Here is a 26961-nt window from a genome sequence, read left to right as displayed (position 1 = left end):
GGCGCCTATCCGAACAGTTTCTTGAGCTCGACATTGACCTTCTTGTCGCAGGCGTCGAGCGCGGCCTCGGGGTCTCCGTTCTTGCGCACGGAGGAGGCGATCACATCGTTGAAGGCGGTGATCATGGTCTGGTCGAAGCCGATGTTGTCGAAGTGGCCGTAGTCGGTGAAGAGCTTGACGCCCTCAGCGGGCAGGCCCGACTTCAGCTTGGTGGCCGACTGGGCTATCGAGGTACGCGGCGGGATGTGGAAGCCGTACGAGGTGGCCCAGTCCTCCTGATACTGCTTCTGGTCGATCCACAGCCACTTGACGTACTCCTTGGCCGCGTCGACGTTCTTGCCCTTGGCGTTGACGAAGATCGACCAGCCGCCGTTGTATACGGACAGCTTGCCCGCGCTGCCGATCTTCGGGAACGGGAAGATGCCGAGGTCGTCGCCGAGGGCCTGCTGCATGGCCGGCATGGACCACATGCCGCCCCACTGGATGGCGCACAGGCCCTGGTTGAGCGAGGAGGGGTCCCAGAAGTCGGTCGGGGCGTCGAGGAGTACGTTGCCGCTGGTGAACAGGGTCCTGAGCTTCTTCAGGCCCTCGATGACGCCCGGGGTGTGGTAGGCGATCTGGTTCTTCGCGTCGAGGGTGTCGGCGCCGGCCGACCAGATCAGGGTGTTCTGGATCGCGGTGAAGTCGTTGCCGAGGAAGACGCCCTTGACCTTGCTCGTGGTGAGCTTGGCGGCGGCCTCGATCAGCTCGTCGAGCGTGGTCGGGACGTCGACCTTGGCCTTCTCCAGCATCGACTTGCGGTAGTAGAAGAACTGCGGGTCGTCGATCATCCGGATCCCGTAGATCTTCCCGTCGACCGTGTGGGAGTTGATGTCGTTCGGGTTGAAGTCGTCCTTGACCGGGTCGATGATGTCGCTCAGGTCCGCCACCTGGCCACTCTTGACGAGCTGCAGCTGCGGGTGGAACTCGAAGACGTCGGGGGCCTTCTTGGTGAGCAGGGCCGCGAACAGCGCGGACTCGAAGTTGTTGCCCGTGATCCAGCTGGTGCTCACGTCGGCCTTCTTGTAGGCCGCCGCGTACCGCTTGAGGGCCTGCTCGGTGCCCGCCTCGCCGTAGGCGTGGAAGTACTGGGTGAGCTGCGGACCCGAACCGGACCCGCCGGATCCGCCGCGGCCGTTGTTGCCGCCGCACGCGGCCAGCGTGCCCGCGGCGGCCATGCCCGCGGCCGCCCGGAAGATGGACCGGCGGGACCAGTTGTTGTTGCTCATTGCCGACATGCTGACGTCCTTGTCTGTCGAGTGCGGCTGCGGCCCTGCGGCCGTGCGAGGCCCTGAAAACCCCGGGGAGCCAGATGGCTGAAATTGCGTTGCGGTGCGGGACGTTAACCTTCGGCTAACACTTCGGCAAGAGGTTGGACGAAGTCTGCGCGAAACGTTGTACCCGGTTCGGAATGGCGAACAGATGGGAGAGCAGGGCGAGTTGAGGGCCGCCGGGTCAGGGGTGACCGACGGCCCTCGGTCTGTACGGGAGTTGTGCGTCTACTGTCGGGACCAGGCCTCGTTGGGGCCGCCGTTGCAGCTGTAGAGGATCACTTGGCTGTCGTCGGCGGTAGCCTGTCCGCTGACGTCCAGGCACTTGCCGGACGCCTCGCTGAGGATCTGGCCGTTGGCGTTCAGCAGCCAGCGTTGGCTCGCGTCCCCGGTGTAGTCGGCGGCGGTCGTCAGGCCGGAACTCGTCACCGTCAGATAGCCGTTCGCGCCCTTCAGGGCGCCCTTCGCGTCGTACGACCAGGACTGGTCCTCGCCGACCGTGCAGGTGGCGATGGCGGCCCCGGAGGTGCCGGCGGTCAGGCACTTGCCGGACTGCTTGCCCACCAGCGCCCCGGTCACGGCCGAACTCGCGTGGCCCTTCTGGTCGAAGACGTACGTCGTGATCGAGCGGGCCGCGAGGGTGGCGGAGACCGTCCCCGAACTCACCGACGGTTTCCGGACCTTGGCCCAGTCCTCGGTGGCCGAGGTCCGTACGGCCTGGGCGGCCCGCACCGGTGTCCCGCTGTTGAAGTGCAGGCTCAGCGGGGTGTCGGTGGTGTTCTGGTTGTTGACCACGACCACCCACTTGCCGTTCCGGTCGTAGGCCGACACCTCGACGCCGTCCGGCGCCCCGGTCACGTTGTGGGCGACCGAGCCCGGCCTGACGAACTTGCTGTACTGGCCGAGCGCGTAGTAGCGCTTGGTGAAGTACAGCGTCTGGTTGCCGTTCGTCGCGTAGTCGGGGTCGTAGTAGATCAGGCCGTCGTTCCAGCCGTCGTCGTTCCTCGCGGTCGGGTCGCTGCCGTACCCGCTGGCGAGCGCCACCCACCACTGGAAGGCCGAGTCATGGGCGCTCGCGAAGTCCTTGTAGATGATCCTCGACATCAGCAGGGCGTTGTCGATGGTCGGGTCGTACTCCTGGTTCCAGCCCGTGGAGCCCTTGCCGAAGCAGCAGATCTCCGACGCCCAGGACGGCTTGCCGACCGACGTGGCCGTCTCGTAGACATTGCCGAGCTGGCCGTCGGTGGGGTTGTTGTACGTGTGGTGGGCGAGCTTGGACACGTACTGCGCGGTGTCCGGCTGCGAGATCCACTGCGGTAGCTCGGAGACGAACTGGGTGGTCTTGCTGGACTCGTCGGCGATGATCGACGTCTTCTGGTGCCGGGCCCGCTGCTCGGCGCCCAGCGCCCGCACGATGTCGTCGCGTTGGTCGACCGTGACCTGCATGCCCTCCTGGCCGCAGTCCCCGAAGTCGTTGTCCGGCTCGTTGAAGGGGCTGATGTAGTCCAGCTTCACGCCCTTGCGGGCGAAGTGGTCGGTGACATCGGCTATGTACTTGGCGAAGTCCGACTCACTGCCCGCCTTCAACTGGCCGCCGCAGCTCTGCCCGATGGTGGTCAGCTGGGCAGGCGCGCTGTTGACGAAGCCGATCAGGTCCTTGACGCCGTACTTCGCGGCGTACCTGAGGAAGGTCTGACCGCCCTTGTCCTTGCTCCAGTCGTAGGAGCCGTCGGAGTCCAGGAAGTCCTCGGCGGCCCGGGCCGGGGTGGTGACCGCGACCCCGCCGCCGCCGATGTTGTAGCGGTACGAACTGAGGTCCAGGCCCTGCTCGGAGAAGAGCAGCTTCGCCACCCGGGCCTGGACCTTGGGGTCGAAGTGCTGCAGGTCGTTGACCCACCAGGCGCCCGAGGCGCCGATGTCGTCGATGGTCTGGGCGGCGTGCGGCGATACCTCGGCGGTCGTGGTGGCCGCCGTGTCGGTCTCGGCGGCGTTCGCGGGCGGGGAGCTGATCAGGGCCCCGGTGACCGCCAGCGTGGCCGCGGTCGTGGCGAGGACCGATCTCCTGGTGCGCGTCAAAACGGCATCCCTTCCGTCGTCATACGGGCGGTGCGGTACGGCTCCTTGCGGTGGTGAAGGTGCGTCTCGGTGTCCTCTGGCCCACCGACTGCAGGGCGCCCTCCAGCGCGAACGTGGCCGCGCCCAGGCACACCGGGTCGGTGGGGATGGGGGAGAGGACGATCTCGGTGGCCGCGAACGGCCTTCTGAGCGCGTGCCGCCGGACGGCCTCGCGCACTTCGTCGAGCAGCGGTGCGCCCAGCTTCCTGGCGACCCAGCTGCTGAGCACGACCACTTCGGGGTTGTAGAGGTTCACCAGGTCCGAGATGCCCGCGCCCAGGTAACGGGCCGTGTCACGGACGACCTTGACGGCCACCGGCTCGCCCGTGGCCACCCCCCGGGCCAGGGCGGCGATGGTGGCGGTCTGGTCCTCCGGGTGCAACAGCGTGCTGCGCGGGCTGAGCTCACGCAGGTTGAGCATGATGCCCGGCGCACCGACGTATGTCTCCACGCACCCGTGGTTGCCGCAGTGGCACAGCCGGCCGTCGAGGACGAGCGTCGTGTGCCCCCATTCCCCGGCGCTGTTGCTCACCCCCCGGTACAGGCCGCCGGCCAGGACCAGCCCGGCCCCGACCCCGGTCCCGAGGTTCACCACCACGGCGTCCTCGCGCCCGCGCGCGGCCCCGAACCACAGCTCGGCCACCGCACTCGCCCGCAGCGGGTTGTCCAGGTACAGCGGGTAGGCGATGTGTTCGGAGAGCAGATCCAGCAACGGCACGTCGTGCCAGTCCCAGTTGGGCGCGTACTCGGCGATCCCGGTGTCCCGGTCGACCTGGCCGGGCACGCTCACCCCGACGCCGAGGACCCGCGCCCCCTCGACACCGGCCTGCGCCACCACCGAGCCGACGGCCGTGGCGACATGACCGACCGCCTGCTCGGGCCGGTGCTCCCCGGGGCGCATGTCCTCCTCGGCCCGGGCCAGCACGTTCAGCCCCAGGTCGAACAGCTCCACCCGGACGTACGTCTCCGCCATGTCGACGCCGATCAGCGCGCCGCCCGCCGCGTTCACGGCCACGAGACCCCGGGGGCGGCCCCCCGCGGAGTCCTCGAAGCCGACCTCCGTGATCATCCGGAGGTCGAGCAGCTCGCCGACCAGCGTGGCGACCGTGGCCACGCTCAGTCCGGTGGCGGCGGCCAGCGTCTGCCGGGAGGTGGGGGACTGGGCGATGATCTGGCGCAGCACCTCGTAGCGGTTCGCGGTGCGGATGTCTCGCGATGTGCGCTTCACGCAGCTGCCCCTCCCGTCCCGTCACGACCGGCCATCCCGTCACGACCGGGCCGGGGCGTACGACGGCACCGGCGCGGCGTCAGGCTATGGGCTTCACAGGACTTTCGACAAGGGGTTAGGAAAGGGGCCGTAGAAACTCTCCGCGGCAGGCGATTGGTATACCTGCCGTTCCGGCCGGGGCCCAATACGTCGTAACGGCCCGCCAGTTGTCACTGGCGGGCCGTTACGGGGCCGATCACGGCAGGCGTTCCACCGATCAGGGCAGCCGGTTCCACTCGGTGATCACGGGCCACCCGTGTTCCATGGACAGCCGGCTGACCGTCCCGGTCGCCAGCTGGAACAGGCGCCCCTCGGCCGGCGGCAGCCCCAGCCGGCGGGCCGTCAGGACGCGCAGAAAGTGGGCGTGGGCCACGAGGACCACATCGCCGTCGTCGCGGGCGAGCGCGGCGTCCAGCTTGGCGAGCACCCGGTCGGCCCGGGCGCCGATCTGCTCCGGCGACTCGCCGGGGTGGCCCTCCGCGCCGGGCGGGACGCCGTCGGTCCACAGGTACCAGTCGGGGCGGGAGCGGTGGATCTGGGCCGTGGTGATGCCCTCGTAGCCGCCGTAGTCCCATTCGTGCAGGTCGGGGTCGGGTACGGCCCCGGTGAGACCGGCCAGTTCGGCCGTGCGTATCGCGCGGCCCAGCGGGCTGGCCAGTACCAGTGCGTAGGTCCGGCCGGTGAGCAGCGGGGCGAGGGACTTGGCCTGTTCCTCACCGTGCTGGGTGAGGGGCAGGTCGGTCCAGCTGGTGTGCTGGCCCGACAGGCTCCACTCCGTCTCACCGTGGCGGACCAGGAGAAGGTCCCCCATGGCGGACTACTCCTTCGACTCGACGGCGTGGCCGCCGAACTGGTTGCGCAGCGCCGCGATCATCTTCATCTGCGGGGAGTCGTCCTGGCGGGACGCGAACCGCGCGAAGAGGGAGGCGGTGATGGCCGGCAGCGGCACCGCGTTGTCGATGGCCGCCTCGACGGTCCAGCGGCCCTCGCCGGAGTCCTGTGCGAACCCCTTCAGCTTGTCGAGGTGCTCGTCGTCGTCCAGGGCGTTGACCGCGAGGTCAAGGAGCCAGGAGCGAATAACGGTCCCTTCCTGCCAGGAGCGGAAGACCTCGCGGACGTTGTCCACGGACTTGACCTTCTCCAGGAGCTCCCAGCCCTCGGCGTAGGCCTGCATCATGGCGTACTCGATGCCGTTGTGGACCATCTTGGAGAAGTGCCCGGCGCCGACCTTGCCGGCGTGGACATAGCCGTACGGGCCTTCCGGCTTGAGCGCCTCGAAGATCGGCTGGAGCCGCTCGACGTGCTGCTTGTCGCCGCCGACCATCAGGGCGTAGCCGTTCTGCAGACCCCACACACCGCCGGAGACACCGGCGTCGACGAAGCCGATGCCCTTGATGGCGAGCTCGGCGGCGTGCTTCTCGTCGTCCGTCCAGCGCGAGTTGCCGCCGTCGACGACCGTGTCGCCCTCGGACAGCAGGTCCTTGAGCTCGTCGACGACGGACTGGGTGGCGTGGCCCGCCGGGACCATCACCCACACCACGCGCGGGGCGTCGAGCTTCTCGACCAGTTCTTCCAGGGACTTCACGTCGGAGACGTCGGGGTTGCGGTCGTAACCGATGACGGTGTGGCCTGCGCGGCGGATCCGCTCGCGCATGTTGCCGCCCATCTTGCCGAGACCGATCAGTCCGATCTGCATGACAGTCACTTTGCGTGGTCCATTCGTGTGGTGTAAGTTACGAAGCTCAGCGTGTGATAGCAAGCACGCTGCCGGGCAGGTTTCGACCCGGCTGGCGCTGATCACGTAAGACCTGGCGGAATGCTGTTTCCACTGGGCTGTGAGAGTCAGGAATCACCCTCGTTCGCGAGAGTGAGGATTCAATTCCTGAGTGTGCGGTACGCGGCCACGAGCCCGGCGGTGGAGGGATCCAGGCCGGGCACGTCGGCACCCCCGGTCAGGGCGGGCTCGATGCGCTTGGCGAGCACCTTGCCCAGCTCCACGCCCCACTGGTCGAAGGAGTCGATGTTCCAGACGGCGCCCTGGACGAACACCTTGTGCTCGTAGAGCGCGATCAGCTGGCCGAGCACGGACGGGGTCAGCTCGCGGGCCAGGATCGTGGTGGTCGGGTGGTTGCCCCGGAAGGTGCGGTGCGCGACCTGCTCCTCGGCCACGCCCTCCGCGCGGACCTCCTCCGCCGTCTTGCCGAAGGCCAGTGCCTGCGTCTGGGCGAAGAAGTTCGCCATCAACAGGTCGTGCTGCCCCCTGAGTCCAGCGCTCAGCTCGGCGACCGGCTCGGCGAAGCCGATGAAGTCCGCCGGGATCAGCTTGGTGCCCTGGTGGATCAACTGGTAGTAGGCATGCTGGCCGTTGGTGCCGGGTGTGCCCCACACCACGGGACCGGTCTGCCAGTCCACCGGATGCCCGTCGCGGTCCACCGACTTGCCGTTGGACTCCATGTCCAGCTGCTGGAGATACGCCGTGAACTTGGACAGGTAGTGGCTGTACGGGAGTACCGCGTGCGACTGGGCGTCGAAGAAGTTGCCGTACCAGATCCCCAGCAGGCCGAGGAGCAGGGGCGCGTTGGACTCGGCGGGGGCGGTGCGGAAGTGCTCGTCGACCAGGTGGAAGCCGTCGAGCATCTCGCGGAAGCGGTCCGGGCCGATGGCGATCATCAGGGAGAGGCCGATCGCCGAGTCGTAGGAGTAACGGCCGCCGACCCAGTCCCAGAACTCGAACATGTTGGCCGTGTCGATGCCGAAGTCCGACACCTTCTCGGAGTTCGTGGAGAGGGCCACGAAGTGCTTGGCGACCGCCTTGTCCTCGCCGTCCAGCCCGTCGAGCAGCCACCGGCGCGCGGAGGTGGCGTTGGTGATCGTCTCGATCGTCGTGAAGGTCTTGGACGCGACGATGAAGAGGGTCTCCGCCGGGTCCAGGTCCCGGGTCGCCTCGTGCAGGTCGGCGCCGTCCACGTTCGACACGAAACGGAACGTCAACTCCCGTGCCGTGAAGGCGCGGAGGGCCTCGTACGCCATCGCGGGACCGAGGTCGGAGCCGCCGATGCCGATGTTGACGACGTTCTTGATGCGCTTGCCGGTGTGACCGGTCCACTCGCCCGAGCGGACCCGGTCGGCGAAGTCGCCCATCCTGTCGAGGACCGCGTGCACCGCCGGCACGACGTTCTCGCCGTCCACCTCGACCACCGCGTCCCGAGGGGCGCGCAGCGCGGTGTGCAGGACCGCCCGCCGCTCGGTGATGTTGATCCTCTCGCCCCGGAACATGGCGTCCCGCAGCCCGAACACGTCGGTGGCGGTGGCCAGTTCCTGGAGCAGGGCGAGGGTCTCGTCCGTGATCAGGTGCTTGCTGTAGTCGATGTGGAGGTCGCCGACGCGTACGACGTACCGCTCGGCGCGCGCCGGGTCCGCCGCGAACAGCTCACGAAGGACCGGCCGGCCCTCGGCGCGGTGGTCCTCCAGGGCGGTCCACTCGGGCCGCCGGGTGAGCCGGGGGGTGTCAGACATGGGAGACGGTCTCCTTGTCGCTGCCCTCGCCGCGCAGGGCGATGGCGTACATCTCGTCGGCGTCGAGGCGGCGGAGCTCCTCGGCGATGAGTTCGGAGGTGGCGCGGACCTTGAGGGCGAGGGTGCGCGGCGGCTGGCCCGGCAGGGTCAGGCTGGCGAGGGGACCCTCGGGGCGGTCGATGACGATCTCGCCGGTGGCGGTGCCCAGCCGGACGGCCGTGACGACCGGGCCGGGCGAGACCACGCGGTCCACCTTGACCTTCAGGCGGGCCTCCAGCCAGCGGGCGAGGAGTTCGGCGCTCGGGTTGTCCGCCTCGGCCTCGACGGCGGCCGAGGTCACCTTGGCCCGCGCCTGGTCGAGGGCGGCCGCCAGCATGGACCGCCACAGGGTGAGCCGGGTCCAGGCGAGGTCGGTGTCGCCGGGCGCGTAGCTGCGGGCGCGAGTCTCCAGGACCTGCATCGGCCGCTCGACCGCGTACAGGTCGGTGATCCGGCGCTGGGCGAGCGCGCCCAGCGGGTCCTTGGACGGGGTCTCGGGGGCCTCCACCGGCCACCACACGACCACCGGGGCGTCCGGCAGCAGCAGCGGCAGGACCACCGAGTCGGCGTGGTCGGAGACATCGCCGTACGTCCGCAGCACGACCGTCTCGCCGGTGCCGGCCTCGGAGCCGACCCGGACCTCCGCGTCCAGGCGGGAGGTGGTGCGGTCGCGCAGGGTGCGGGCGTGCCGCTTGATGACGACCAGGGTGCGCGAGGGGTGCTCGTGCGAGGCCTCCTCGGCCGCCTTGATCGAGTCGTAGGCGTTCTCCTCGTCCGTGACGATCACCATCGTCAGGACCATGCCCACGGCAGGGGTTCCGATGGCGCGGCGACCCTGCACCAGCGCCTTGTTGATCTTGCTTGCCGTGGTGTCGGTCAGGTCGATCTTCATGGCCTGCGCCAGCTCCGTCCGTCTCGTGCGAGCATCTCGTCGGCTTCCTTCGGTCCCCAGCTGCCCGACTCGTACTGTGCGGGCTTGCCATGCTTCGCCCAGTACGTCTCGATCGGGTCGAGGATCTTCCAGGACTCTTCCACTTCCTGGTGACGGGGGAACAAATTGGCGTCGCCGAGCAGCACATCCAGGATGAGCCGCTCGTACGCCTCAGGGCTGGACTCCGTGAACGACTCGCCGTACGCGAAGTCCATCGTCACGTCCCGGATCTCCATCGAGGTACCCGGCACCTTGGAGCCGAACCGTACGGTCATGCCCTCGTCGGGCTGGACGCGGATGACGATCGCGTTGGAGCCGAGCTCCTCGGTCGCCGTCGAGTCGAACGGTGAGTGCGGGGCCCGCTTGAAGACGACCGCGATCTCGGTGACCCGGCGGCCCAGCCGCTTGCCGGTGCGCAGGTAGAAGGGGACGCCCGCCCAACGGCGGTTGTCGATGCCCAGCTTGACGGCCGCGTAGGTGTCGGTCTTCGACTTCGGGTCGATGCCGTCCTCTTCGAGGTAGCCGATGACCTTCTCGCCGCCCTGCCAGCCGGCCGCGTACTGCCCGCGCACGGTGTGCCTGCCCAGCTCCTCCGGCAGCCGCACCGACTTGAGGACCTTCAGCTTCTCGGTGAGCAGCGCGTCCGCGTCGAACGCGATCGGCTCCTCCATGGCGGTCAGCGCCATCAGCTGGAGCAGGTGGTTCTGGATGACGTCACGGGCCGAGCCGATGCCGTCGTAGTAGCCCGCACGACCGCCGATGCCGATGTCCTCGGCCATGGTGATCTGCACGTGGTCGACGTACGACCGGTTCCAGATCGGCTCGTACATCTGGTTGGCGAAGCGCAGCGCCAGGATGTTCTGGACGGTCTCCTTGCCCAGGTAGTGGTCGATCCGGAACACCTGGTCCGGGTCGAACACGTCGTGCACGACCGCGTTGAGGTCCTGCGCGGAGGCCAGGTCGTGGCCGAAAGGCTTCTCGATGACCGCCCGGCGCCAGGACCCGGCGGGCGGGGCGGCCAGGCCGACCTTCTTCAGCTGCTGGACGACCTTGGGGAAGAACTTCGGCGGCACGGAGAGGTAGAAGGCGAAGTTGCCGCCGGTGCCCCGGGAGCTGTCCAGTTCGTCGACGGCCGCCTTCAGCTGCTTGAACGCGGTGTCGTCGTCGAAGTCGCCGGGGATGAACCGCATGCCCTCGGCGAGCTGCTGCCAGACCTCCTCACGGAACGGGGTCCGGGAGTGCTCGCGTACCGCGTCGTGGACGACCTGCGCGAAGTCCTGGTCCTCCCAGTCCCGGCGGGCGAAGCCGACGAGCGAGAAACCCGGCGGCAGCAGCCCGCGGTTGGCCAGGTCGTAGACGGCCGGCATCAGCTTCTTGCGGGACAGGTCACCGGTCACACCGAAGATGACCAGGCCCGACGGGCCCGCGACTCTCGGCAGCCGCCGGTCGCGCGCGTCGCGCAACGGATTGTCCCAGTCGGCCACGGGCACCACCGGCACCCGCACCTCCTTGGCGGTCTCGCTCATTACGCCTCAACTCCCTTGCTGTCCAGGGACTTCGTGACGGCGTCCAGCAGCTCCTGCCAGGCCACCTCGAACTTGGCGACGCCCTCGTCCTCAAGCTTGCCCACGACCTCGTCGTAGGAGATACCGAGCTTCTCGACGGCCGCAAGGTCGGCGCGGGCCTGCGCGTAGCCGCCGGTCACCGTGTCGCCGTGGATGTCGCCGTGGTCGGCGGTCGCGTTCAGCGTCGCCTCCGGCATGGTGTTGACCGTGCCCGGCGCGACCAGCTCGTCGACGTACAGGGTGTCCTTGTACGCCGGGTCCTTGACGCCGGTGGAGGCCCACAGGGGGCGCTGCCGGTTCGCGCCCGCGGACTCCAGGGCGCTCCAGCGGTCGCCGGCGAAGACCTCTTCGTACGCCTCGTAGGCGAGCCGTGCGTTCGCCAGTGCGGCCTTCCCCTTCAGCGCGAGCGCCTCGTCGGTGCCGAGGACGGTCAGCCGCTTGTCGATCTCGCTGTCGACGCGGGAGACGAAGAAGGAGGCCACGGAGTGGATCGTGGCGAGGTCCAGGCCCTTGGCGGCGGCCTGCTCCAGGCCGGCCAGGTAGGCGGCCATGACCTCGCGGTAGCGCTCCAGGGAGAAGATCAGCGTGACGTTGACGCTGATGCCCTGGGCGATGACCTCGGTGATCGCGGGGAGACCGGCCTGGGTGGCCGGGATCTTGATCAGCACGTTGGGGCGGTCCACGAGCCAGGCGAGCTGCTTGGCCTCCGCGACGGTGGCGACGGTGTCGTGGGCGAGGCGGGGGTCGACCTCGATGGAGACACGGCCGTCCGCGCCATGTGACGCATCGTATACGGAATGCAGAATATCGGCGGCGGCCCGCACATCGGCGGTCGTCATCATCCGCACGGCCTCGTCGACCGTGACACCCCGCACGGCGAGGTCGGCGAGCTGCTCCTCGTACCCCTCACCCGAGCCGATGGCGGCCTGGAAGATCGAGGGGTTGGTGGTGACGCCCACGACGTTCTTCGTGGCGACCAGCTCGGCGAGGTTGCCGGTGCTGATCCGCTTGCGCGACAGGTCGTCCAGCCAGATGGAGACGCCCTCGTCGGAGAGGCTCTTCAGTGCTCCCGCGGTGGCGGTTGCTTCGGTCACAGTGATCATCTTCCTCTTCTGGAACTCTTCTGGCTCTTCTTGCGTGCGGATCAGGCGGTACGGGCGGCGGCGAGGGACGCGTGGGCCTGTGCGGCCACGTTCCCGGCGGTGAAGCCGAACTCGGCGAACAGGGTCCCGGCGTCGGCGGAGGCACCGAAGTGCTCCAGGGAGACGATCCGGCCGGCGTCGCCCACGAAGCGGTACCAGGTCAGGCCGATCCCGGCCTCCACGGCGACCCGCGCCTTCACGGCCGGCGGCAGCACGCTCTCGCGGTACTCGCGGGGCTGCTCCTCGAACCACTCCACGGACGGCATCGACACCACCCGGGTGCCGATCCCCTCGGCCTCCAGGAGGTCACGCGCCTCGACGGCGAGGTGCACCTCGGAACCGGTGGCGATGACGATCACCTCGGGGGTCTCGGTGGACGACTCGCGCAGCACATAACCGCCCTTGGCCGCGTCCGGGTTCGGTGCGTACGTCGGCACGCCCTGGCGGGTCAGCGCGAGTCCGTGCGGGGCGGGGTGCGTGGCGTGCCTCTTCAGGATCTCGGCCCAGGCCGTCGCGGTCTCGTTGGCGTCGGCCGGGCGGACGACGTTCAGACCCGGGATGGCGCGCAGCGCGGCCAGGTGCTCTACCGGCTGGTGGGTGGGGCCGTCCTCGCCGAGACCGACGGAGTCGTGCGTCCAGACGTAGGTCACGGGGAGCTGCATGAGCGCCGACATCCGGACGGCGTTGCGCATGTAGTCGGAGAACACCAGGAAGGTGCCGCCGTAGATCCGGGTGTTGCCGTGCAGGGCGATGCCGTTCATCTCGGCGGCCATCGAGAACTCGCGGATGCCGAAGTGGACGGTACGGCCGTACGGGTTCGCCTCGGGCAGCGGGTTGCCCTTCGGCAGGAAGGAGGAGGTCTTGTCGATGGTGGTGTTGTTGGAGCCCGCGAGGTCGGCGGAGCCGCCCCACAGCTCCGGCAGCACCGGGCCGAGCGCCTGCAGGACCTTGCCGGAGGCGGCCCGGGTGGCGACGGACTTTCCTTCCTCGAACACGGGCAGCGCGTCCTCCCAGCCCTCGGGGAGCTGCCCGGCGACGACCCGGTCGAAGAGCTCGGCGTGCGCCGGCTGTGCGGTGCGCCATTCGGCGATCCGCTTGTCCCAGGCCGCGTGGTCCTCGGCACCCCGGTCCAGGGCGCGGCGGGCGTGGGCCAGCACCTCGTCGGCGACCTCGAAGGACTGCTCCGGGTCGAAGCCGAGGACGCGCTTGGTGGCGGCGATCTCGTCCGCGCCGAGCGCGGAGCCGTGGGAGGCCTCGGTGTTCTGCGCGTTCGGGGCGGGCCACGCGATGATCGTGCGCATGGCGATGATCGAGGGGCGTTCGGTCTCGGCCTGGGCTGCCTTCAGGGCTGCGTACAAGGCGTGAACATCGACATCACCCTCGGTGGTCGGCTCGATGCGCTGGGTGTGCCAGCCGTAGGCCTCGTACCGCTTCAGCACGTCCTCGGAGAAGGCGGTGGCCGTGTCGCCCTCGATGGAGATGTGGTTGTCGTCGTAGACGAAGACCAGGTTGCCGAGCTTCTGGTGGCCGGCCAGCGAGGAGGCCTCGGCGGAGACGCCCTCCTCCAGGTCGCCGTCGGAGACGATCGCCCAGATCGTGTGGTCGAAGGGGGAGGTGCCCTCGGGGGCCTCGGGGTCGAAGAGGCCGCGCTCGTAGCGGGCGGCCATCGCCATGCCGACGGCGTTGGCGACGCCCTGGCCGAGGGGTCCCGTGGTGGTCTCGACCCCGGCCGTGTGGCCGTACTCCGGGTGGCCCGGCGTCTTCGAACCGTGCGTCCGGAAGGCCTTGAGGTCGTCCAGCTCCAGCTCGTACCCGGCGAGGAACAGCTGGGTGTAGAGGGTCAGCGAGGTGTGTCCGGGGGAGAGGACGAAGCGGTCACGGCCGGTCCACTCCGGGTCGGCCGGGTCGTGCCGCATCACCTTCTGGAAGATCGTGTACGCGGCCGGGGCCAGGCTCATCGCGGTGCCGGGATGCCCGTTGCCGACCTGCTGTACGGCGTCGGCCGCGAGGAGGCGCGCGGTGTCCACGGCACGCCGGTCGAGGTCGGTCCACTCGAAGCCGTCTGATGTCTGCGTGCTCATCTTCAAGAAGTCCTCGTTCGAAGCGTTCTGGCTGGCCTGACGCGTTCAAAACTAAAAGTCGGACTTTTGAGAAGGAAGGTCGGAGTGTGTCAGCCTGTGGTGAAAGTGGGACACGGATCTTCGACAGGGACGGCACGAGAAGGACATGGCGGACAGAACGCCCGAAGGGGCAGGCGACGGTGACGGGATCAGAACCTTCCCGTTCCCGGTGGATCTGAGCGTCGGCGGTGTCGGCGTACAGGTCGGGCCGATGGGGAACGGGCGTCGCTGGCATGCCGCGGACGCCCCGCTGGAGCGCGTCCACCGCATCGACTTCCACGTGGTCATGCTCTTCACCGAAGGGCCTGTCCGCCACATGATCGACTTCGCCGAGTACGAGGCGCGGGCCGGCGACCTGCTGTGGATCCGCCCCGGTCAGGTGCATCGCTTCTCACGGACCTGCGAGTACCGGGGAACCGTGCTGGCCATGCAGCCCGGATTCCTGCCGAGGGCGATCGTGGAGGCGACCGGGCTCTACCGCTACGACCTGCCGCCGCTGCTCCGCCCCGACCCTGCCCAACTCGCCGCGCTCCAGGCGTCCCTGGCGAACCTGCGGCGTGAGTACGAGGACACCGAGACCCTCCCGCCGAGTCTGCACACCTCGGTGCTGCGGCACTCCCTCACCGCGCTGCTGCTGCGGCTCGCCCATCTCGCGGCCAGCTCGGCGGAGGCGGCCCGCCGCCAGTCCGACACCACGTTCACCCTTTTCAGGGACGCGGTGGAGAAGGACTTCGCGACGAACCACAGCGTCAGCGCCTACGCCGACGCGCTCGGCTACTCCCGCCGCACCCTGGTCCGCGCCGTGCGCGCCGCGACCGGGGAGACCCCCAAGGGTTTCATCGACAAGCGGGTCGTCCTGGAGGCCAAACGCCTCCTCGCCCACACGGACCTGCCCATCGGCCGCGTCGGCGCCGCGGTCGGCTTCCCCGACGCGGCGAACTTCTCCAAGTTCTTCCATCTGCACACCGGGCAGACACCGGTGACCTTCCGCGCGGAACTGCGCTAGCGCGACGGCGGCACCGGGTTGCCGGGCCGATCGGCCTGCGTTGGCCTGCGTCTTCGGGGCGTCGAGACGGCGTCCACCCCGGGGATGCCCTTCCGGGGTGGCGGACGGCTCGTCCGGGATTCGTGTGGACGGGGACGCAGCCGGTGGGGGCGCCGTCGCTGGGCGTGGTGCGGCCGGACGTCGACACGGCCTGGGTGCGGCACCCCTGGTCGTCATGCGGCAGACCCTGTCATGGGCGTGCGGGTGACGGGCGCGGTGCGGCCTCGACCCGGTGGGCCCGGGGTCTGCGTGGAGCTGTGATCTGTGCGGTCGGAGCGTCGGCGCCCGTCCGGTGTGAGGATCCGGCGGGCGCGGCCGGCCCGGCCTGTACGTCGGCTCCGCCCCGGTTCTTTGGCGGGGCGGTGCGCCGACGGCTGCCAGGGACCCGGTCAGTACGCGGAGTTGACGTTGTCGATGGAGCCGTAGCGGTGGGCGGCGTAGTTGGCGGCCGCGGTGATGTTCGCAACCGGGTCGGTGACGCTGTGCGCGGTGCCGGCCACGTGGTAGGCGTTGAAGGTGGGGTCGATGACCTGCAGCAGGCCCTTGGAGGGGGTGCCCTGCTTGGCGTTGACGTCCCAGTTGTTCTGGGCGGTCGGGTTGCCGCCGGACTCGCGCATGATGTTGCGCTTCAGGCCCTCGTAGCTGCCCGGGATGCCCTTGGCCTTCATGATCTGCAGGGACTGCTTGATCCAGCCGTCGAGGTTGTTGGCGGAGCCGGACTTCTGGGTGTGGCTGCTGTTGGAGGAGGCCGTGACCGCACTGGACACGTGCGCCTGCGTCATCTCGGCTGCCTGGGCGTTCGCCGGCATCAGGGTGAGGGCGGCGGCCGCGGCACCGGTGGTGGCGATGCCGGTGAGGGCGATGGTGCGAAGGCGGGCGATGCGGGTGCGAGTGGTCATGGTCATGTGAAAGGAATCCTCCGGTGGGGGACATCGTCGGTGTCGGCTGCGGTCGACGGCCTGCGTGGTGCGGGCCGCGGGCTGCGGTCGAGAGTGGGCGGACCTGGCGGTGATCCGTTCGGTCCATCGCCCGTCTCCCGGCGACGACAGCAATGGTTAGCGGCGGGAGGGCTGGGGCGCAATGATGTGACGTACTACCCTACTTAGGAGAAATGCCCGAAATGATGGGTATTGGGGAACTTACTTCCTGTTCGGAGTGTTCCGTTCCTACGATGCCGGATAGGATGTGATCTGGCTCCTATGGGTGGCGTCACGCCTACGGGCCCTCGCAGGGCCGTTTTTCGCGGCTGAGACCGAGCCGAAAACCGAGCGCCGGACGCCGCCCGGCGGAAGTTCCAGCGCGGGCGGGGACGAGGCGGTCGGCGAACCGGGCCCGCCGGACGCGCCTGGCGCATGGCGCGGGGCGAGGGCTCGGTCGGCACCGGCCTGACCGTGTCGACCCGCTCGGTGAGAGGCCGCGGCCGGAGTGCGCGGTGACACCTTCTCGCGCGCGGCGCCCCCTCTATATGCATGGCGGCCGGCGGTCCGGCGGCGTGCGGGTGCCCCGCGAGCACTCTGTCCGCGGGGCACCCTCCAGGCCTTCCGGGCCGGTGTCAGTGACCGAAGTCGAACCAGTTCACGTTCACGAAGTCCGCCGACTGGCCGCTGCTGAAGGTGAGGTACACGTCGTGCGTGCCCGTCACCGAGCTGATGTTGGCCGGGACCGTCGTCCAGTTCTGCCAGCCGCCGGTGCTGGCCACCGAGAAGCTGCCGATCGGGGTGTTGGAGGGGCTGTCGAGCCGGACCTGGACCAGGCCGCTCACCCCGGAGGCCGCGCCGCTCGCCACCCTCGCATAGAACTGGGTGGCCGCCGTGGGGCCGAAGTCCACCCCCTTGTAGAGCGCCCAGTCACCGTTGGCGATGTAGCCGATGTCCTGGCCGCCGCCGGTGTCCGTGGTGGTCTCGGCGGTGACACCGGACTGGCTGTCGTACGACTCGGCCTGGATCGCGCTGTACGCGCCCCGGCTGCCGCTCGGCGGGGTGGTGGTACCGCTCCCACTGGCCGACAGCACCTGGACGTAGTCCACGACCATCGGGTGGCCGGACTCGGTGGCGCTGGTGGGGCCGCCGCCGAACGCGTCCGGGAAGCCGCCGCCCATCGCCACGTTCAGGATGACGAAGAAGCCGTGGTTCGTGGCGTTCGCCCAGGTGGTGGCGTCGACCTGGCCGGCGGTCACCGTCTGGTAGTTGACGCCGTCCACGTAGAAGCGGATCGCCTCGGGGCTCACCGAGCGGTCCCACTCCATCGTGTAGGTGTGGAAGCCGGACTGGCAGGTGGTGTTGGGGCAGGCGGTCGAATTGCCCAGGCCGGTCGTCTCGTTGCAGGGGCCGCCCGGGTTGGTGCCGCAGTGCATGGTCGCCCAGACCTTGTCCAGGCCCTGCACGTTCTCCATGATGTCCAGCTCGCCGACGCTCGGCCAGTTCTGGTAGTTGCCCCGGTAGGGCGCGCCCAGCATCCAGAACGCCGGCCAGTAGCCGTAGGCGGCGGTGCCGGTGACGTTCGGCATCTGGATGCGGGCCTCGACGCGCAGCTTGCCGCCGGCCGGGGGCTGGAAGTCGGTACGGGTGGTCTCGATCCGGCCCGAGGTCCAGTTGCCGGACGAGTCCCGGACCGGGGTGATCTTCAGGTCGCCGCTGCCGTCCAGGGCGACGTTGGTGGTGCTGGAGGTCATCGTCTCGACCTCGCCGGTGCCCCAGTTGGCGGCTCCTCCGGGGTACGAGGTCCCGGTGTCGTACTGCCAGTTGGAGCTGTCGACGCCGGTGCCCGCGGCGCCGTTGAAGTCGTCCAGGAAGACCTGGCTCCAGCCGGACGGCACGCTGGGCGCCGAGGCGTTGGCGGGAAGGGTCGCGGTCGTGGCGGCCGCGACCGCCAGGCCCATGGTGGCGAACGCGGCGATCAGCGCGCGACGGAACGAACGCCGCCGTCTGTGATCCGCAGGAGGTATACCGGAGGTTTCACTCATGGGGGTGCCTCTCGGGTACGGAGTGGGGGTGCGCGGGTTGCCTTCGAGAGCGCCAGGACTGGCTGAGAGCGCTCTCAAAGTGGGCCCAATGTGCTCTCCGCGCCTGCGGCCGTCAAGAGTTAAAACAAAGAAACTCCTTGTATCCCACGGGAGTTCACACGCTGAAGGCGCCCGGGTGTCAGACCGCGCTGCCGGCCTTCCAGTCCGACCAGGACAGGTTCCAGCCGTTGAGGCCGTTGGACGCCTCCACGGTCTTCTCGCCGGAGTTCTTGACGATCACCACATCGCCGATCATCGAGCTCTCGTAGAACTTGTAGCCGGCGACCGAGGAGTCGCTCGCGCCCTTGGCGTCGTGCAGGCCGACGCAGCCGTGGCTGGTGTTCTCGTTGCCGAAGACCGAGGTGGAGGCCCAGTAGTTGCCGTGCACGAAGGTGCCGGAGGTGGTCAGGCGCTGGGCGTGCGGGACGTCGGAGATGTCGTACTCGTCGCCGAGGCCGACCGTGGACGACTCCATCCGGGTCTGCTTGAAGCGCTCGCTGATCACCATGATCCCGGACCAGGTGGTGTGCTGGGCGTTGCCGCCGGAGACCGGGTAGCTGGCGTAGGCGGCGCCGTCCCGCTTCACGACCATCTGCTTGGTGGACAGGTCGACCGTGCTGATCTGCTCCCGGCCGATGTGGAAGGTGACGTCCTTGGACTGCACGCCGTAGACGCCGTCCTGGCCCTCGACGTCCTTCAGCCGCAGGCTCAGCGTGATCTTGGTGCCCTTCGCCCAGTACGTCTCCGGACGGAAGTCGAGCCGGGTGTCGCTGAACCAGTGCCCGACGATCTCCACCTCCGGCTCGGCGGTCACGGTGATCGCCTTCTGGACGGCCGCACGGTCCTTGACGGCATGCGTGAAGTTGATCGACACCGGCATGCCCACGCCGGATGTGGAGTCCGCCTCGGGTGTGAAGTAGCCGACGAACGTCTCGCCGGGGGACTTCGTGGTGAAGGTCGCCACGGTCTCGTCGGTCGCGCCCTCGGCCTTCGCGGTCACCGTGTACTTCGTGCCCGAGTACGGGTTCTTCGCCGACGTCCACTTCGTCTTCGCGGCGTTGAAGGCGCCCGACAGCGTCGAGCCGTCGTTGCCCGCGACCGTCACGGAGGCCAGCGTGCCGTCGGCCACCGTCACCTCGACCGGGCTGCCGAAGTCGGCCTTTTTGGTGCCGGAGACGGGCGTGACCGTGATCGTCGCCTTCCTGGCCGCGGACTTGGCAGAGGCCGTCGCGCCCTTCCCGTCCGTCGGGGCCGAGGCCGAGGCGTCGGCGGAGGAACTGCATCCGGCCAGCGCCGCCCCCGCGGGCACCGCGCCGAGAGCGGCGAGGCTCCCGCGCCGGGACCACCTCCCCGACTGCCGTCCGGACCGGTTCGATATGTGCTGGACGCCCACGCCACGCCTTCCTGACTTGTTCACCTGTGTCAGGGCATCCTGCGCTGGTTGTATGGGGGGTTCCTTTGAATCACGGGGGTGATCCCTGAGATTCGGATGAGGAGCCGGGCGGTCACGCTGCGGAGCGGGGGGAATCCCCCGCCGGGCCGGGGGTGAGTCGGCCGGAACCCGGGTTGTCCCCGCCCGTGTTCGTGAACAGAGTATGAACGCCCGACCGGCGGCCTGAGTTTCCGGTGAGTTCCCCCCCTCCCGGGAAGGCTTCCCCATGTATCCGATCGGAATAGCAGAGAAGCAGCAGGCCGACCCCCGCCGGAGGTATTCCGTGACCGACGTCCGCAAGCGGCACAGTGTGGCCATCGTGGGAGCAGGAGCGGCGGGCGCACTCACCGCCGTCCAGCTCTGCGAGACGGCGCACCGCCGCCGGACCGCCCTCGACCTCGTCCTGATCGACCCGGCCCCGGAGGCCGGCCGGGGCACCGCCTATGCCACCCGCGACCCCCGGCACCGCCTCAACGTGCCCGCCGGCAACATGAGCGCCTACCCGGACGACCCCGGACACTTCGTCCGCTGGCTGTGCCGGCACGGCGAACCCACCGTCACCGGCACCGACTTCGCCACCCGCTACCGCTACGGCGCCTACCTCGCCGACACCCTCGGCCAGGCCCTCGTCCGCGCCCACGGCACGGTCGCCGTACGCCGGCTGCGTACACGCGCGCAGAGCTGTACCGGCACCCCCGACGGACGGGTGGAACTCCACCTCGCCGACGGGGGACACCTGCTCGCGGACGGCGCGGTCCTTGCCACCGGACCGGCGGGCGCCACCGCCGGCTGGGCCCCGCCCGCCCTGCGCACCTCGCCCCGCTTCATCGCCGCCCCGTGGTCTCCGGGCGCCCTGGACGCGGTACGGGAGAGCCCCGACGACGTCCTCCTGGTCGGCACCGGCCTGACCGCCGTCGACCTCGCCCTCACCCTCGACCGCCCCGGCCGCACCCTGCACGCCCTCTCCCGCAGCGGACTGCTGCCGCAGCCGCACGCCCTCGGCCCGGCCGGCGCCATGCCCGCCCCGGAGGGCCTCGACGACACCTCGCTGGGCCGGCTGCGCCGCGCGGTCTACCGCCATGTCAGCCGCTCCGTACGCACCCACGGCGACTGGCGCCCCGGCCTGGACAGCCTCCGCCCGCACACCGCACGCCTGTGGCGCAGCCTCACCCCCGAGGAGCGCGAGGAGTTCCTGGCCCGTGAGGGCGCCCTGTGGAACACCCACCGCCACCGGATGGCCCCCGCCACCGCCGAACACGTCTCCCGCGCCCGCACCGCACGCCGGCTGCACGTCCACACCGGTACGGTCCTCCGCGCCACCGAATCCGAAGACGGCTCCCTCGCAGTCGAGTTGTCCAACGGGCAGGTGACGCGGGTCGGTTGGGTCATCGACTGCACGGGACCGGGCCGGAGCCTCGACTCACCCCTGTGGCAGGCCCTGTTCGGCTCCGGCCTCGCCGTCCCCGGCCCGCTCGGCATGGGCGCCGCCACCCGCGACGGACAGCTCCTCGACGCCCGGGGCCGGGCCGAGGCTCCCCTGTTCACGCTCGGCGCCCCACGCCGCGGCGAGCTGTGGGAGACCACCGCCATCCCGGAAATCCGCGTCCAGGCAGCCGAGTTGGCCCAGCGGCTGCTGCCCCTGCCGCGCCGGGGGCGGGGCTCCCGGCGGCCCGTCGACGGTCACGGTCTGCCCCTCTCCACCCACGCCGAGGCGGCCGCCGCCTACCGCAGCGGTCTCGGCCGGGTCCTCAAGGTGCGCTCCGGTGCCGAGGACGCCTTCGCCCGCGCGGTCGCCCTCGACCCCGGCTTCGCCCTCGGCCACGCGGCCCTCGCCCTGCTGGGCCACGAGTGCGCCGCCGCCGTCGACGTGCCCCGCGCCCTCGCCGACGCCCAGCGCGCGGCCCGCGAGCGCTCCGACGAACGGGAGCGGTCCTTCGTGGCGGTGGTCACGCGCCGGGTGACCGGCGACGACGGGGACGAGGCGCTCGTACGGCATCTGCGCGAGCACCCCGGGGACGCGCTGGCGCTCGCCGCGGCCGTGCCGACCATCGCGTTCTCCGGGGTGAGCGACCTGCACGACGACGACGCCCTCGGGCTGCTGGAACTGACCTCGCCCGCGTACGACGGCCACTGGTTCCACACCTCGCTGCTGGCCTTCCTGCGCCAGGAGGAGGGACGGCTGTACGAGGCGGGGGAGCTGGCCCACCGCGCGCTGGCCGCGGAGCCCGCCTCCGGGCACGCGGTGCACGCCCTGGCCCACGTCCACTACGAGTCCGGGGCGCACCGGGCGGGCCGGGACTGGCTCGACGGGTGGGTGTCCGGCCGCGGGCGGGGCGCGGTGCACCGGGCGCACTTCTCCTGGCACATCGCCCTGCACGAACTCGCCCTCGACGACCCGGCCGCCGTACGCCGCCGCTGGTTCACCCAGCTCGCGCCGGGCCGGGTGCGCGGGCTGCGGGCCCTGGTCGACTCCGGTTCGCTGCTGTGGCGGGCCCGGCTCAGCGACAGCTGGGACGGGGAACTGCCGACGGCGGACGTACTGGACTCGGTGGCCAGGGAGGTGCTGGAGCGGCCCGCCACCGCGTTCACCGCGCTGCACGCGGCCGTCGCTCTCACCGCCGCCGGGGACCTGCCGGCGCTGCACCGGCTGCGCGACCACGCGGCCGGCGCCGATCCCGTGCAGCGGGAGGTGATCGCACCGCTGTGCGAGGCCCTCGCCGCGCTGGTCGAGGAGCGCTTCCATGAGGCGGCCCGGGGACTCGACGCGCTGCTGCCGGTGCTGCGCCGGGTCGGCGGCAGCGCGGCCCAACGGGAGGTCGTCGAGGAGACGTTGCTGTACGCCCTCGTCGCGGCCGGGCGCTGCGACGCCGCCCGGCGCCTCCTGGACACCCGGCTGGACCGCAAACCCGCGCCACGGGACCGGCGGTTGCGGGCGGCGCTGCCCTCCTGAGCCGACGGCGCGGTCCCGCGAGCGCCGGCGACCGGCACGGACGAACCGACGGCCGGAAGCCGCACCCCTGGGTGAAGGGGTGCGGCTTCCGTTTGTGATCATTCTGATGTCATGGAGAGGGAACCTCAGACCCCGAGATTCCCTCGTCACGAGACGAACCCATTTGTCGAAACAGAGTGTTCACAGTGTGAGCATGGTCCTGGACGGACGGCAGCGATCACCATCTGTCCAGCAGCACGCACCGCCGTCACCCCGGGGGATCCGTATGCCCAGCCGCCGCCGTTTCCTCACCGGGGCCGTCGCCGCGCCCGCCGCGCTCGCCGCGGCCACGGCATGCGAGGACGGGGACCAGGCGCAGTCCGCCCGGCAGGCCCGGCACACCGTCAAGCCCGCTGCCGCGGCATCCGCCGCGCAGAGCCCGTCCGACCGGCTCAACTTCGTGGTGATCCTCGCCGACGACCTCGGCTACGGCGAACTCGGCTCCTATGGCCAGCAGCTGATGCACACCCCGCGCCTGGACGCCCTCGCCGCCGAGGGCCTGCGCTTCACCCAGGCCTACGCGGCCGCCCCGGTGTGCGCGCCCTCGCGCTGCTCGCTGCTCACCGGCCTGCACAGCGGGCACGCGACCGTGCGGAACAACCCTTTCGGACCGGGCGGCCAGGGCGCCCTCACCGACAAGGACTTCACCTTCGCCGAGGCGCTCAGGGCGCTCGGCTACCGCACCGCCCCCGGGGCGCGGCCGCCGCGACCCGCCTGGACCCCGGCGAACACCTCACGACGCACTGGCAGGTCACCCGCCCCCAGGTCTCCACCGCCACCACGCTCACCTGCCGGGGCACGGCCCACCACGGGGACGACGAGGTGACGTACACGGCGACCGCGACGGCCGGCTGACGGAACGTCTCCGTCGGGGCCCCGATTCGATCACGTGTCGGAAACGGGTCCCGTCGGCCGTTGTATTGGGGGGCAGCCTGGGGGCATGGGGGACGACAGACTGCGGGACCATCGGCTGGAGCGGGCCGTGCGACGCGATGATCCGCACCTGCGGCCACCGGACGAGGCGGCCCGGGGGAGTTCGCTCGGGAGGGGCGGTGTCGCGGGCTGTCTGTGGAACGGCTGCCTGGTCGTGCTGGTGACCGCCCTGCTGATGGTGATCGGTGCCTGGGCATGGCTCGGTGCCATCGGCCCCGCCCACTACCGCAGCCAGGCCCGCGCCGACCTGCGGGCCTCCGTCACCGAGTCGGCGTCCCGGCTGCGGAGGTCCGCGGCGGACGGCACCCTGCTCTACCGGGAGATCGACCAGGACGTGACCGGCGCCCCGTACCGGCCCCGTGCGTGGGTGCGCAGGCAGGGCGACACCGTCACCGTGACCGCACGGATCACGGGCGTCGCACCGGCCGTCCTCTTCGGCGACACCGAGGCCGGCGGCTGCTACGAGTTCCGGGTCCGGCCGCCGGAGGTGTCGGTCCGGCAGCTCTCCGACAAAGGCTGCAACGGCACGCCCGACGAGACGTCCCGGCTGTCGGCCGGGACCGCCGCCCACGTGGTCGCCGCACTGCGCTCCGCCTACCGCCGCGCCGGACCGGAAGCGGCGTACGACGACCCGGTGTGGCGGAGCCGGGGCATCGAACTCGCGATGCGGGATCTCGATCTCTCGGGAGGCCGGCTGGTGGTCCGCGCCTGGCTGATGACCAACGAGTGGCCGCTGGGGCGGGACTGCTACGAGTTCCGCGCCCAGGCCGGGTCCGTGACCGCCGAGAAGCTCACCCCCGGACCCTGTTACAGCGCTCTCTGACCCCGGACGTGCGCCGGCACCGCCCACCACTGGTCCGGCCGGTCCACGACCGGAGCATCCGGACCGGTCTCGAGATACCGCGCGAGACGCAGCAGATACGCCGAGATGCCCGCCGCGCCCTGCATCCACGACGTGCCCGGCGGCAGCAGCGGGGGATCGTTGCGGTGCTCCAGGAACCGCCAGTAGGCACCCGCCCCGTCCGTGATCGCCCGCTCCACCAGCGCGTCGCCCATCCGCACCGCCCCGCCGGACAGCGTGTCCGCACGGGGCGTCCCCGCGCAGTCCTGTGCCGCGTCCAGGAGGATGTCCCCGACCCCCGCCGTGCCGCAGCAGCGGCCGTCGTTGTCCCAGAACCCGGGACGCAGCCGCTCCGGGATTCCCGAGGCGAGGGTCGAGGCCAGACAGCGCTGCCGCAGCGCGGCCACCTCGTGGCCCGCCACCTCCTCGACCCCCGCGTGCGTCAGCGCGGCGAACAGGTGCGAGGTGCCGGCCGGGCCGTGGCACCAGGTGTACGTGACCGGTTCCACCTCGCGCTTCGACGGCGGAATCGTGTGCGGGACGATGAAGCCGCCGTCCGCCAGCGAGCCCATGGACAACACGTGCCGGGCTCCTTCCACGGCGGCCGTGACGAAGTCCTCGCGGTGCAGCGTCGCGCCCGCCACCGCCAGGGCGGCGGACACCCCGGCGGCACCGTGCGAGTAGTTCGGGCACCGCCACTCCGTGCTCGGCGAGATCCCCCAGTCCAGGCCCGCCTCGGTCCTGTCGGCCATCCGCAGCAGGGCTTCGCCGCCGGTCGTCGCGATCGGTTCCGCGTACTCTCCGCCCGCCCAGACGGCCGTCATGACCACGCCCGCGACGCCCATGATGATGTCGGTCAGGGGCGCGTCGGAGTCCGGTACGAACGTGGTGGTGGTCCGCCAGCCCTCGGGGGTCGCGAGCCCGGCGAGCCGCCGCAGCACGACCGCCTCGCTGCCCGGTTCGAGGAGCCGCAGTGCCGTGGCGTGGCCCGCCAGGCCGATGTAGAGGGAGGGTTCGGCCACGACGGGGGCCTGCGCCGACAGGCGGCGCACGATGCCGGCCGCCAGAGTCTGTTCCCGCTCGCTGAGCGTCCGGTACCGCGCGATCTCCGCCAGCACCGGGGCCAGCCCCGCGATGCCCGCGTACAGCGAGTCCCGGTCCTCCCCGGGTGCGAGATCCTGGGCCTCCTCCTCGGCCACCGTCTCCGGCAGCCAGGGCCCCTCGTCCTCCCGTACCTGGTCCAGCACCCATGACCAGGCGGCCTCGCCCAGTTCCCGATACACCTCGCTCGCCGTCACCCGGCCACGCTACACGGCCCGGTCCGTCCGCTCCGGCTGCCAGCCCAGCGCCCGCGAGATGCCCCGCGCGGCCAGCCGCACCGCCGGGACCAACGCCGGTACCTGGGCGTCGGCCTGGGGCACCACCACCGAGACGGCCGCGGCCACCTGCCCCGTGGCCCCGCGCACCGCAGCCGCCACCGACAGCGCGTCGTCGGTGACCTGACGGCTGCTCACTGCCACACCCGTGCGCCGCACTTCGGCCAGTGAACGGCGCAACCTGGCCGGATCCGTGATGGTGTACGGCGTGAAGCACGCCAACGGCCCAGCGCAGTACTCCTGTTGGAAGGCGGGCGTCTCGTGTGCGAGCAGCGCCAGCCCCACCCCCGTCGCGTGCAGCGGCCAGCGGGCGCCCACCCGGATGTGCACCCCCACCGCCGAACGCCCCGACAGCCACTCGATGTAGACGACCTCGGACCCGTCCCGCACCGCCAACTGCACGTTCTCGTGGGTCGCTTCGTACAGGTCCTCCAGGTACGGCAGCGCGATCTGGCGCAGCGCGAGACCCCGAGGTGCCAGCGCGGCCAGCTCCCAGAGCCGCAGCCCCACGTGGTACAGGCCGTCGGTGTCCCGCTCCAGCGCGCCCCACTCGGTGAGCGCGCCGACCAGCCGGTGCGCAGTGGTCAGGGAGAGCCCGGCCCGGCGGCTGATGTCGGTGAGGCTCAGCGCCGGATGTCCGTGGTCGAAGGCGGCCAGGACCGCGAGCAGCCGGTCGGGCGCGGAGCGGGCGGCGGCCGTCATGGCCGGTCGGCGACGCGCAGCAGCAGGTCGTGCAGCGCCTGGCGTTCGGCGGGGTCGAGCGGGCCCAGCAGGTCGTTCGTCACCCGCTGGCCCGCCTCGTCGGTGTCCCGCAGGAACTCCCGGCCGGCCTCGGTCAGGACGACGATCCGGCTGCGGCGGTCGTCGGGGGAGGGGCGCCGCTCGGCGAAGCCCAGCTTCTCCAGGTCGTCGACCAAGCCGACGATCGCGCTCGGGTCGTAGCCGAGCCGGGTGCTCAGCTCCCGCTGCAGCGCGCCCTCCGCGGTGGCGAGGAAACGCAGCACCGCGTAGTGGCGCAGCCGCACTCCCGACTCCTGCAGGAACGTGTTGAACAACTGCCCCGAGCGCAGACCGAGGCGGTACAGCAGGTAACCGGTGTCCGCGTGCAGCCCGCGCATCCACGGTTCGTCCGCGTCGATCGAGGCCGGGTTCTCGGATTGCTGGCGGGTGATGGCGGTCTCCCTGGTACGGGCCCCGGGCGGTGGGGCGGTCTGTGGCACGCATTCCAGCATGGCGCACCCGTTGGATGACAACAACTATTGACGTCAACAATTATTGCTCTTAGCTTCGATCTCGGAGTCGCAACCGTCGTTGCGCAGTCGTAACCGTCGTTCGTGAA

20 protein-coding genes are annotated in these 26961 nt (G+C 70.6%); 4 read left to right on the top strand and 16 right to left on the bottom strand.

What is annotated here, in order from left to right:
- Positions 1 to 5: 5 nt before the first annotated feature.
- The 10 genes from EDD90_RS06595 to tkt form a co-directional block, all read right to left on the bottom strand.
- Positions 6 to 1277, bottom strand: coding sequence for an ABC transporter substrate-binding protein (locus tag EDD90_RS06595; protein WP_123972198.1), 1272 nt, complete (start codon positions 1275 to 1277; stop codon positions 6 to 8).
- Between the two features lie 261 nt (positions 1278 to 1538).
- Complete coding sequence (locus EDD90_RS06590; RefSeq protein WP_123972197.1) at positions 1539 to 3386, bottom strand: glycoside hydrolase; 1848 nt, start codon at positions 3384 to 3386, stop codon at positions 1539 to 1541.
- Between the two features lie 19 nt (positions 3387 to 3405).
- Positions 3406 to 4653 carry an ROK family protein gene (locus EDD90_RS06585; protein ID WP_123972196.1) on the bottom strand — a complete coding sequence of 416 codons (1248 nt, stop codon included), beginning with the start codon at positions 4651 to 4653 and terminating at the stop codon, positions 3406 to 3408.
- Positions 4654 to 4909: 256 nt separating this feature from the next.
- The gene (locus tag EDD90_RS06580) at positions 4910 to 5503 is read right to left on the bottom strand and encodes a histidine phosphatase family protein (protein WP_123972195.1); all 594 of its coding nucleotides are present in this window, start codon (positions 5501 to 5503) and stop codon (positions 4910 to 4912) included.
- 6 nt (positions 5504 to 5509) lie between these two features.
- The gene (gnd, locus tag EDD90_RS06575; RefSeq protein ID WP_260327673.1) at positions 5510 to 6397 is read right to left on the bottom strand and encodes a phosphogluconate dehydrogenase (NAD(+)-dependent, decarboxylating); all 888 of its coding nucleotides are present in this window, start codon (positions 6395 to 6397) and stop codon (positions 5510 to 5512) included.
- 170 nt (positions 6398 to 6567) lie between these two features.
- Positions 6568 to 8208: a glucose-6-phosphate isomerase gene (pgi, locus tag EDD90_RS06570; protein WP_123972193.1), complete on the bottom strand. Its 1641-nt coding sequence runs from the start codon at positions 8206 to 8208 to the stop codon at positions 6568 to 6570.
- Positions 8201 to 9139 carry a glucose-6-phosphate dehydrogenase assembly protein OpcA gene (opcA, locus tag EDD90_RS06565; protein WP_123972192.1) on the bottom strand — a complete coding sequence of 313 codons (939 nt, stop codon included), beginning with the start codon at positions 9137 to 9139 and terminating at the stop codon, positions 8201 to 8203. The genes pgi and opcA overlap by 8 nt, the downstream gene beginning before the upstream one ends.
- Positions 9136 to 10704: a glucose-6-phosphate dehydrogenase gene (zwf, locus tag EDD90_RS06560; RefSeq protein WP_123972191.1), complete on the bottom strand. Its 1569-nt coding sequence runs from the start codon at positions 10702 to 10704 to the stop codon at positions 9136 to 9138. Before zwf ends, opcA begins: the two co-directional genes overlap by 4 nt.
- The gene (tal, locus tag EDD90_RS06555) at positions 10704 to 11846 is read right to left on the bottom strand and encodes a transaldolase (protein ID WP_123972190.1); all 1143 of its coding nucleotides are present in this window, start codon (positions 11844 to 11846) and stop codon (positions 10704 to 10706) included. Before tal ends, zwf begins: the two co-directional genes overlap by 1 nt.
- A gap of 41 nt (positions 11847 to 11887) precedes the next feature.
- Positions 11888 to 13966: a transketolase gene (gene tkt / locus EDD90_RS06550; RefSeq protein ID WP_123972189.1), complete on the bottom strand. Its 2079-nt coding sequence runs from the start codon at positions 13964 to 13966 to the stop codon at positions 11888 to 11890.
- A 145-nt stretch (positions 13967 to 14111) separates the two neighbouring features.
- Between tkt and EDD90_RS06545 the strand changes: the two genes are divergently transcribed.
- Positions 14112 to 15011 (top strand): AraC family transcriptional regulator, encoded by a 900-nt coding sequence (locus EDD90_RS06545; protein WP_123972188.1) that lies wholly within the window; start codon positions 14112 to 14114, stop codon positions 15009 to 15011.
- A 428-nt stretch (positions 15012 to 15439) separates the two neighbouring features.
- On the opposite strand, the gene EDD90_RS06540 is transcribed toward EDD90_RS06545, so the two are convergent.
- The 3 genes from EDD90_RS06540 to EDD90_RS06530 form a co-directional block, all read right to left on the bottom strand.
- On the bottom strand, positions 15440 to 15955 hold the full coding sequence (locus tag EDD90_RS06540; RefSeq protein WP_123972187.1) for a transglycosylase SLT domain-containing protein: 516 nt from the start codon (positions 15953 to 15955) through the stop codon (positions 15440 to 15442).
- A 647-nt stretch (positions 15956 to 16602) separates the two neighbouring features.
- Complete coding sequence (locus tag EDD90_RS06535) at positions 16603 to 18012, bottom strand: glycoside hydrolase family 16 protein (protein ID WP_123972186.1); 1410 nt, start codon at positions 18010 to 18012, stop codon at positions 16603 to 16605.
- A 178-nt stretch (positions 18013 to 18190) separates the two neighbouring features.
- Positions 18191 to 19444 carry an Ig-like domain-containing protein gene (locus tag EDD90_RS06530; protein WP_123972185.1) on the bottom strand — a complete coding sequence of 418 codons (1254 nt, stop codon included), beginning with the start codon at positions 19442 to 19444 and terminating at the stop codon, positions 18191 to 18193.
- A 322-nt stretch (positions 19445 to 19766) separates the two neighbouring features.
- Between EDD90_RS06530 and EDD90_RS06525 the strand changes: the two genes are divergently transcribed.
- The 3 genes from EDD90_RS06525 (at position 19767) to EDD90_RS06515 (ending at position 24228) form a co-directional block, all read left to right on the top strand.
- Entirely contained in the window at positions 19767 to 22433 is a 2667-nt protein-coding gene (locus EDD90_RS06525) for an FAD/NAD(P)-binding protein (protein WP_260327672.1), read from the top strand.
- A gap of 265 nt (positions 22434 to 22698) precedes the next feature.
- On the top strand, positions 22699 to 23298 hold the full coding sequence (locus EDD90_RS06520; RefSeq protein ID WP_123972184.1) for a sulfatase-like hydrolase/transferase: 600 nt from the start codon (positions 22699 to 22701) through the stop codon (positions 23296 to 23298).
- Between the two features lie 114 nt (positions 23299 to 23412).
- Positions 23413 to 24228 carry a hypothetical protein gene (locus tag EDD90_RS06515; RefSeq protein ID WP_123972183.1) on the top strand — a complete coding sequence of 272 codons (816 nt, stop codon included), beginning with the start codon at positions 23413 to 23415 and terminating at the stop codon, positions 24226 to 24228.
- On the opposite strand, the gene EDD90_RS06510 is transcribed toward EDD90_RS06515, so the two are convergent.
- The 3 genes from EDD90_RS06510 to EDD90_RS06500 are packed head-to-tail and all read right to left on the bottom strand — an operon-like array spanning position 24213 to position 26854.
- The gene (locus EDD90_RS06510) at positions 24213 to 25544 is read right to left on the bottom strand and encodes a lanthionine synthetase LanC family protein (protein WP_311737199.1); all 1332 of its coding nucleotides are present in this window, start codon (positions 25542 to 25544) and stop codon (positions 24213 to 24215) included. The genes EDD90_RS06515 and EDD90_RS06510 overlap by 16 nt on opposite strands.
- A 9-nt stretch (positions 25545 to 25553) precedes the next feature.
- Positions 25554 to 26324, bottom strand: coding sequence for an IclR family transcriptional regulator (locus EDD90_RS06505; protein WP_123972182.1), 771 nt, complete (start codon positions 26322 to 26324; stop codon positions 25554 to 25556).
- Positions 26321 to 26854 (bottom strand): MarR family winged helix-turn-helix transcriptional regulator, encoded by a 534-nt coding sequence (locus EDD90_RS06500; protein WP_394365529.1) that lies wholly within the window; start codon positions 26852 to 26854, stop codon positions 26321 to 26323. Before EDD90_RS06500 ends, EDD90_RS06505 begins: the two co-directional genes overlap by 4 nt.
- Positions 26855 to 26961: the final 107 nt, after the last annotated feature.

The sequence above is a fragment of the Streptomyces sp. Ag109_O5-1 genome (assembly GCF_003814875.1).
Taxonomy (GTDB): domain Bacteria; phylum Actinomycetota; class Actinomycetes; order Streptomycetales; family Streptomycetaceae; genus Streptomyces; species Streptomyces sasae.
This window is presented reverse-complemented; position numbering and strand designations above follow the sequence as displayed.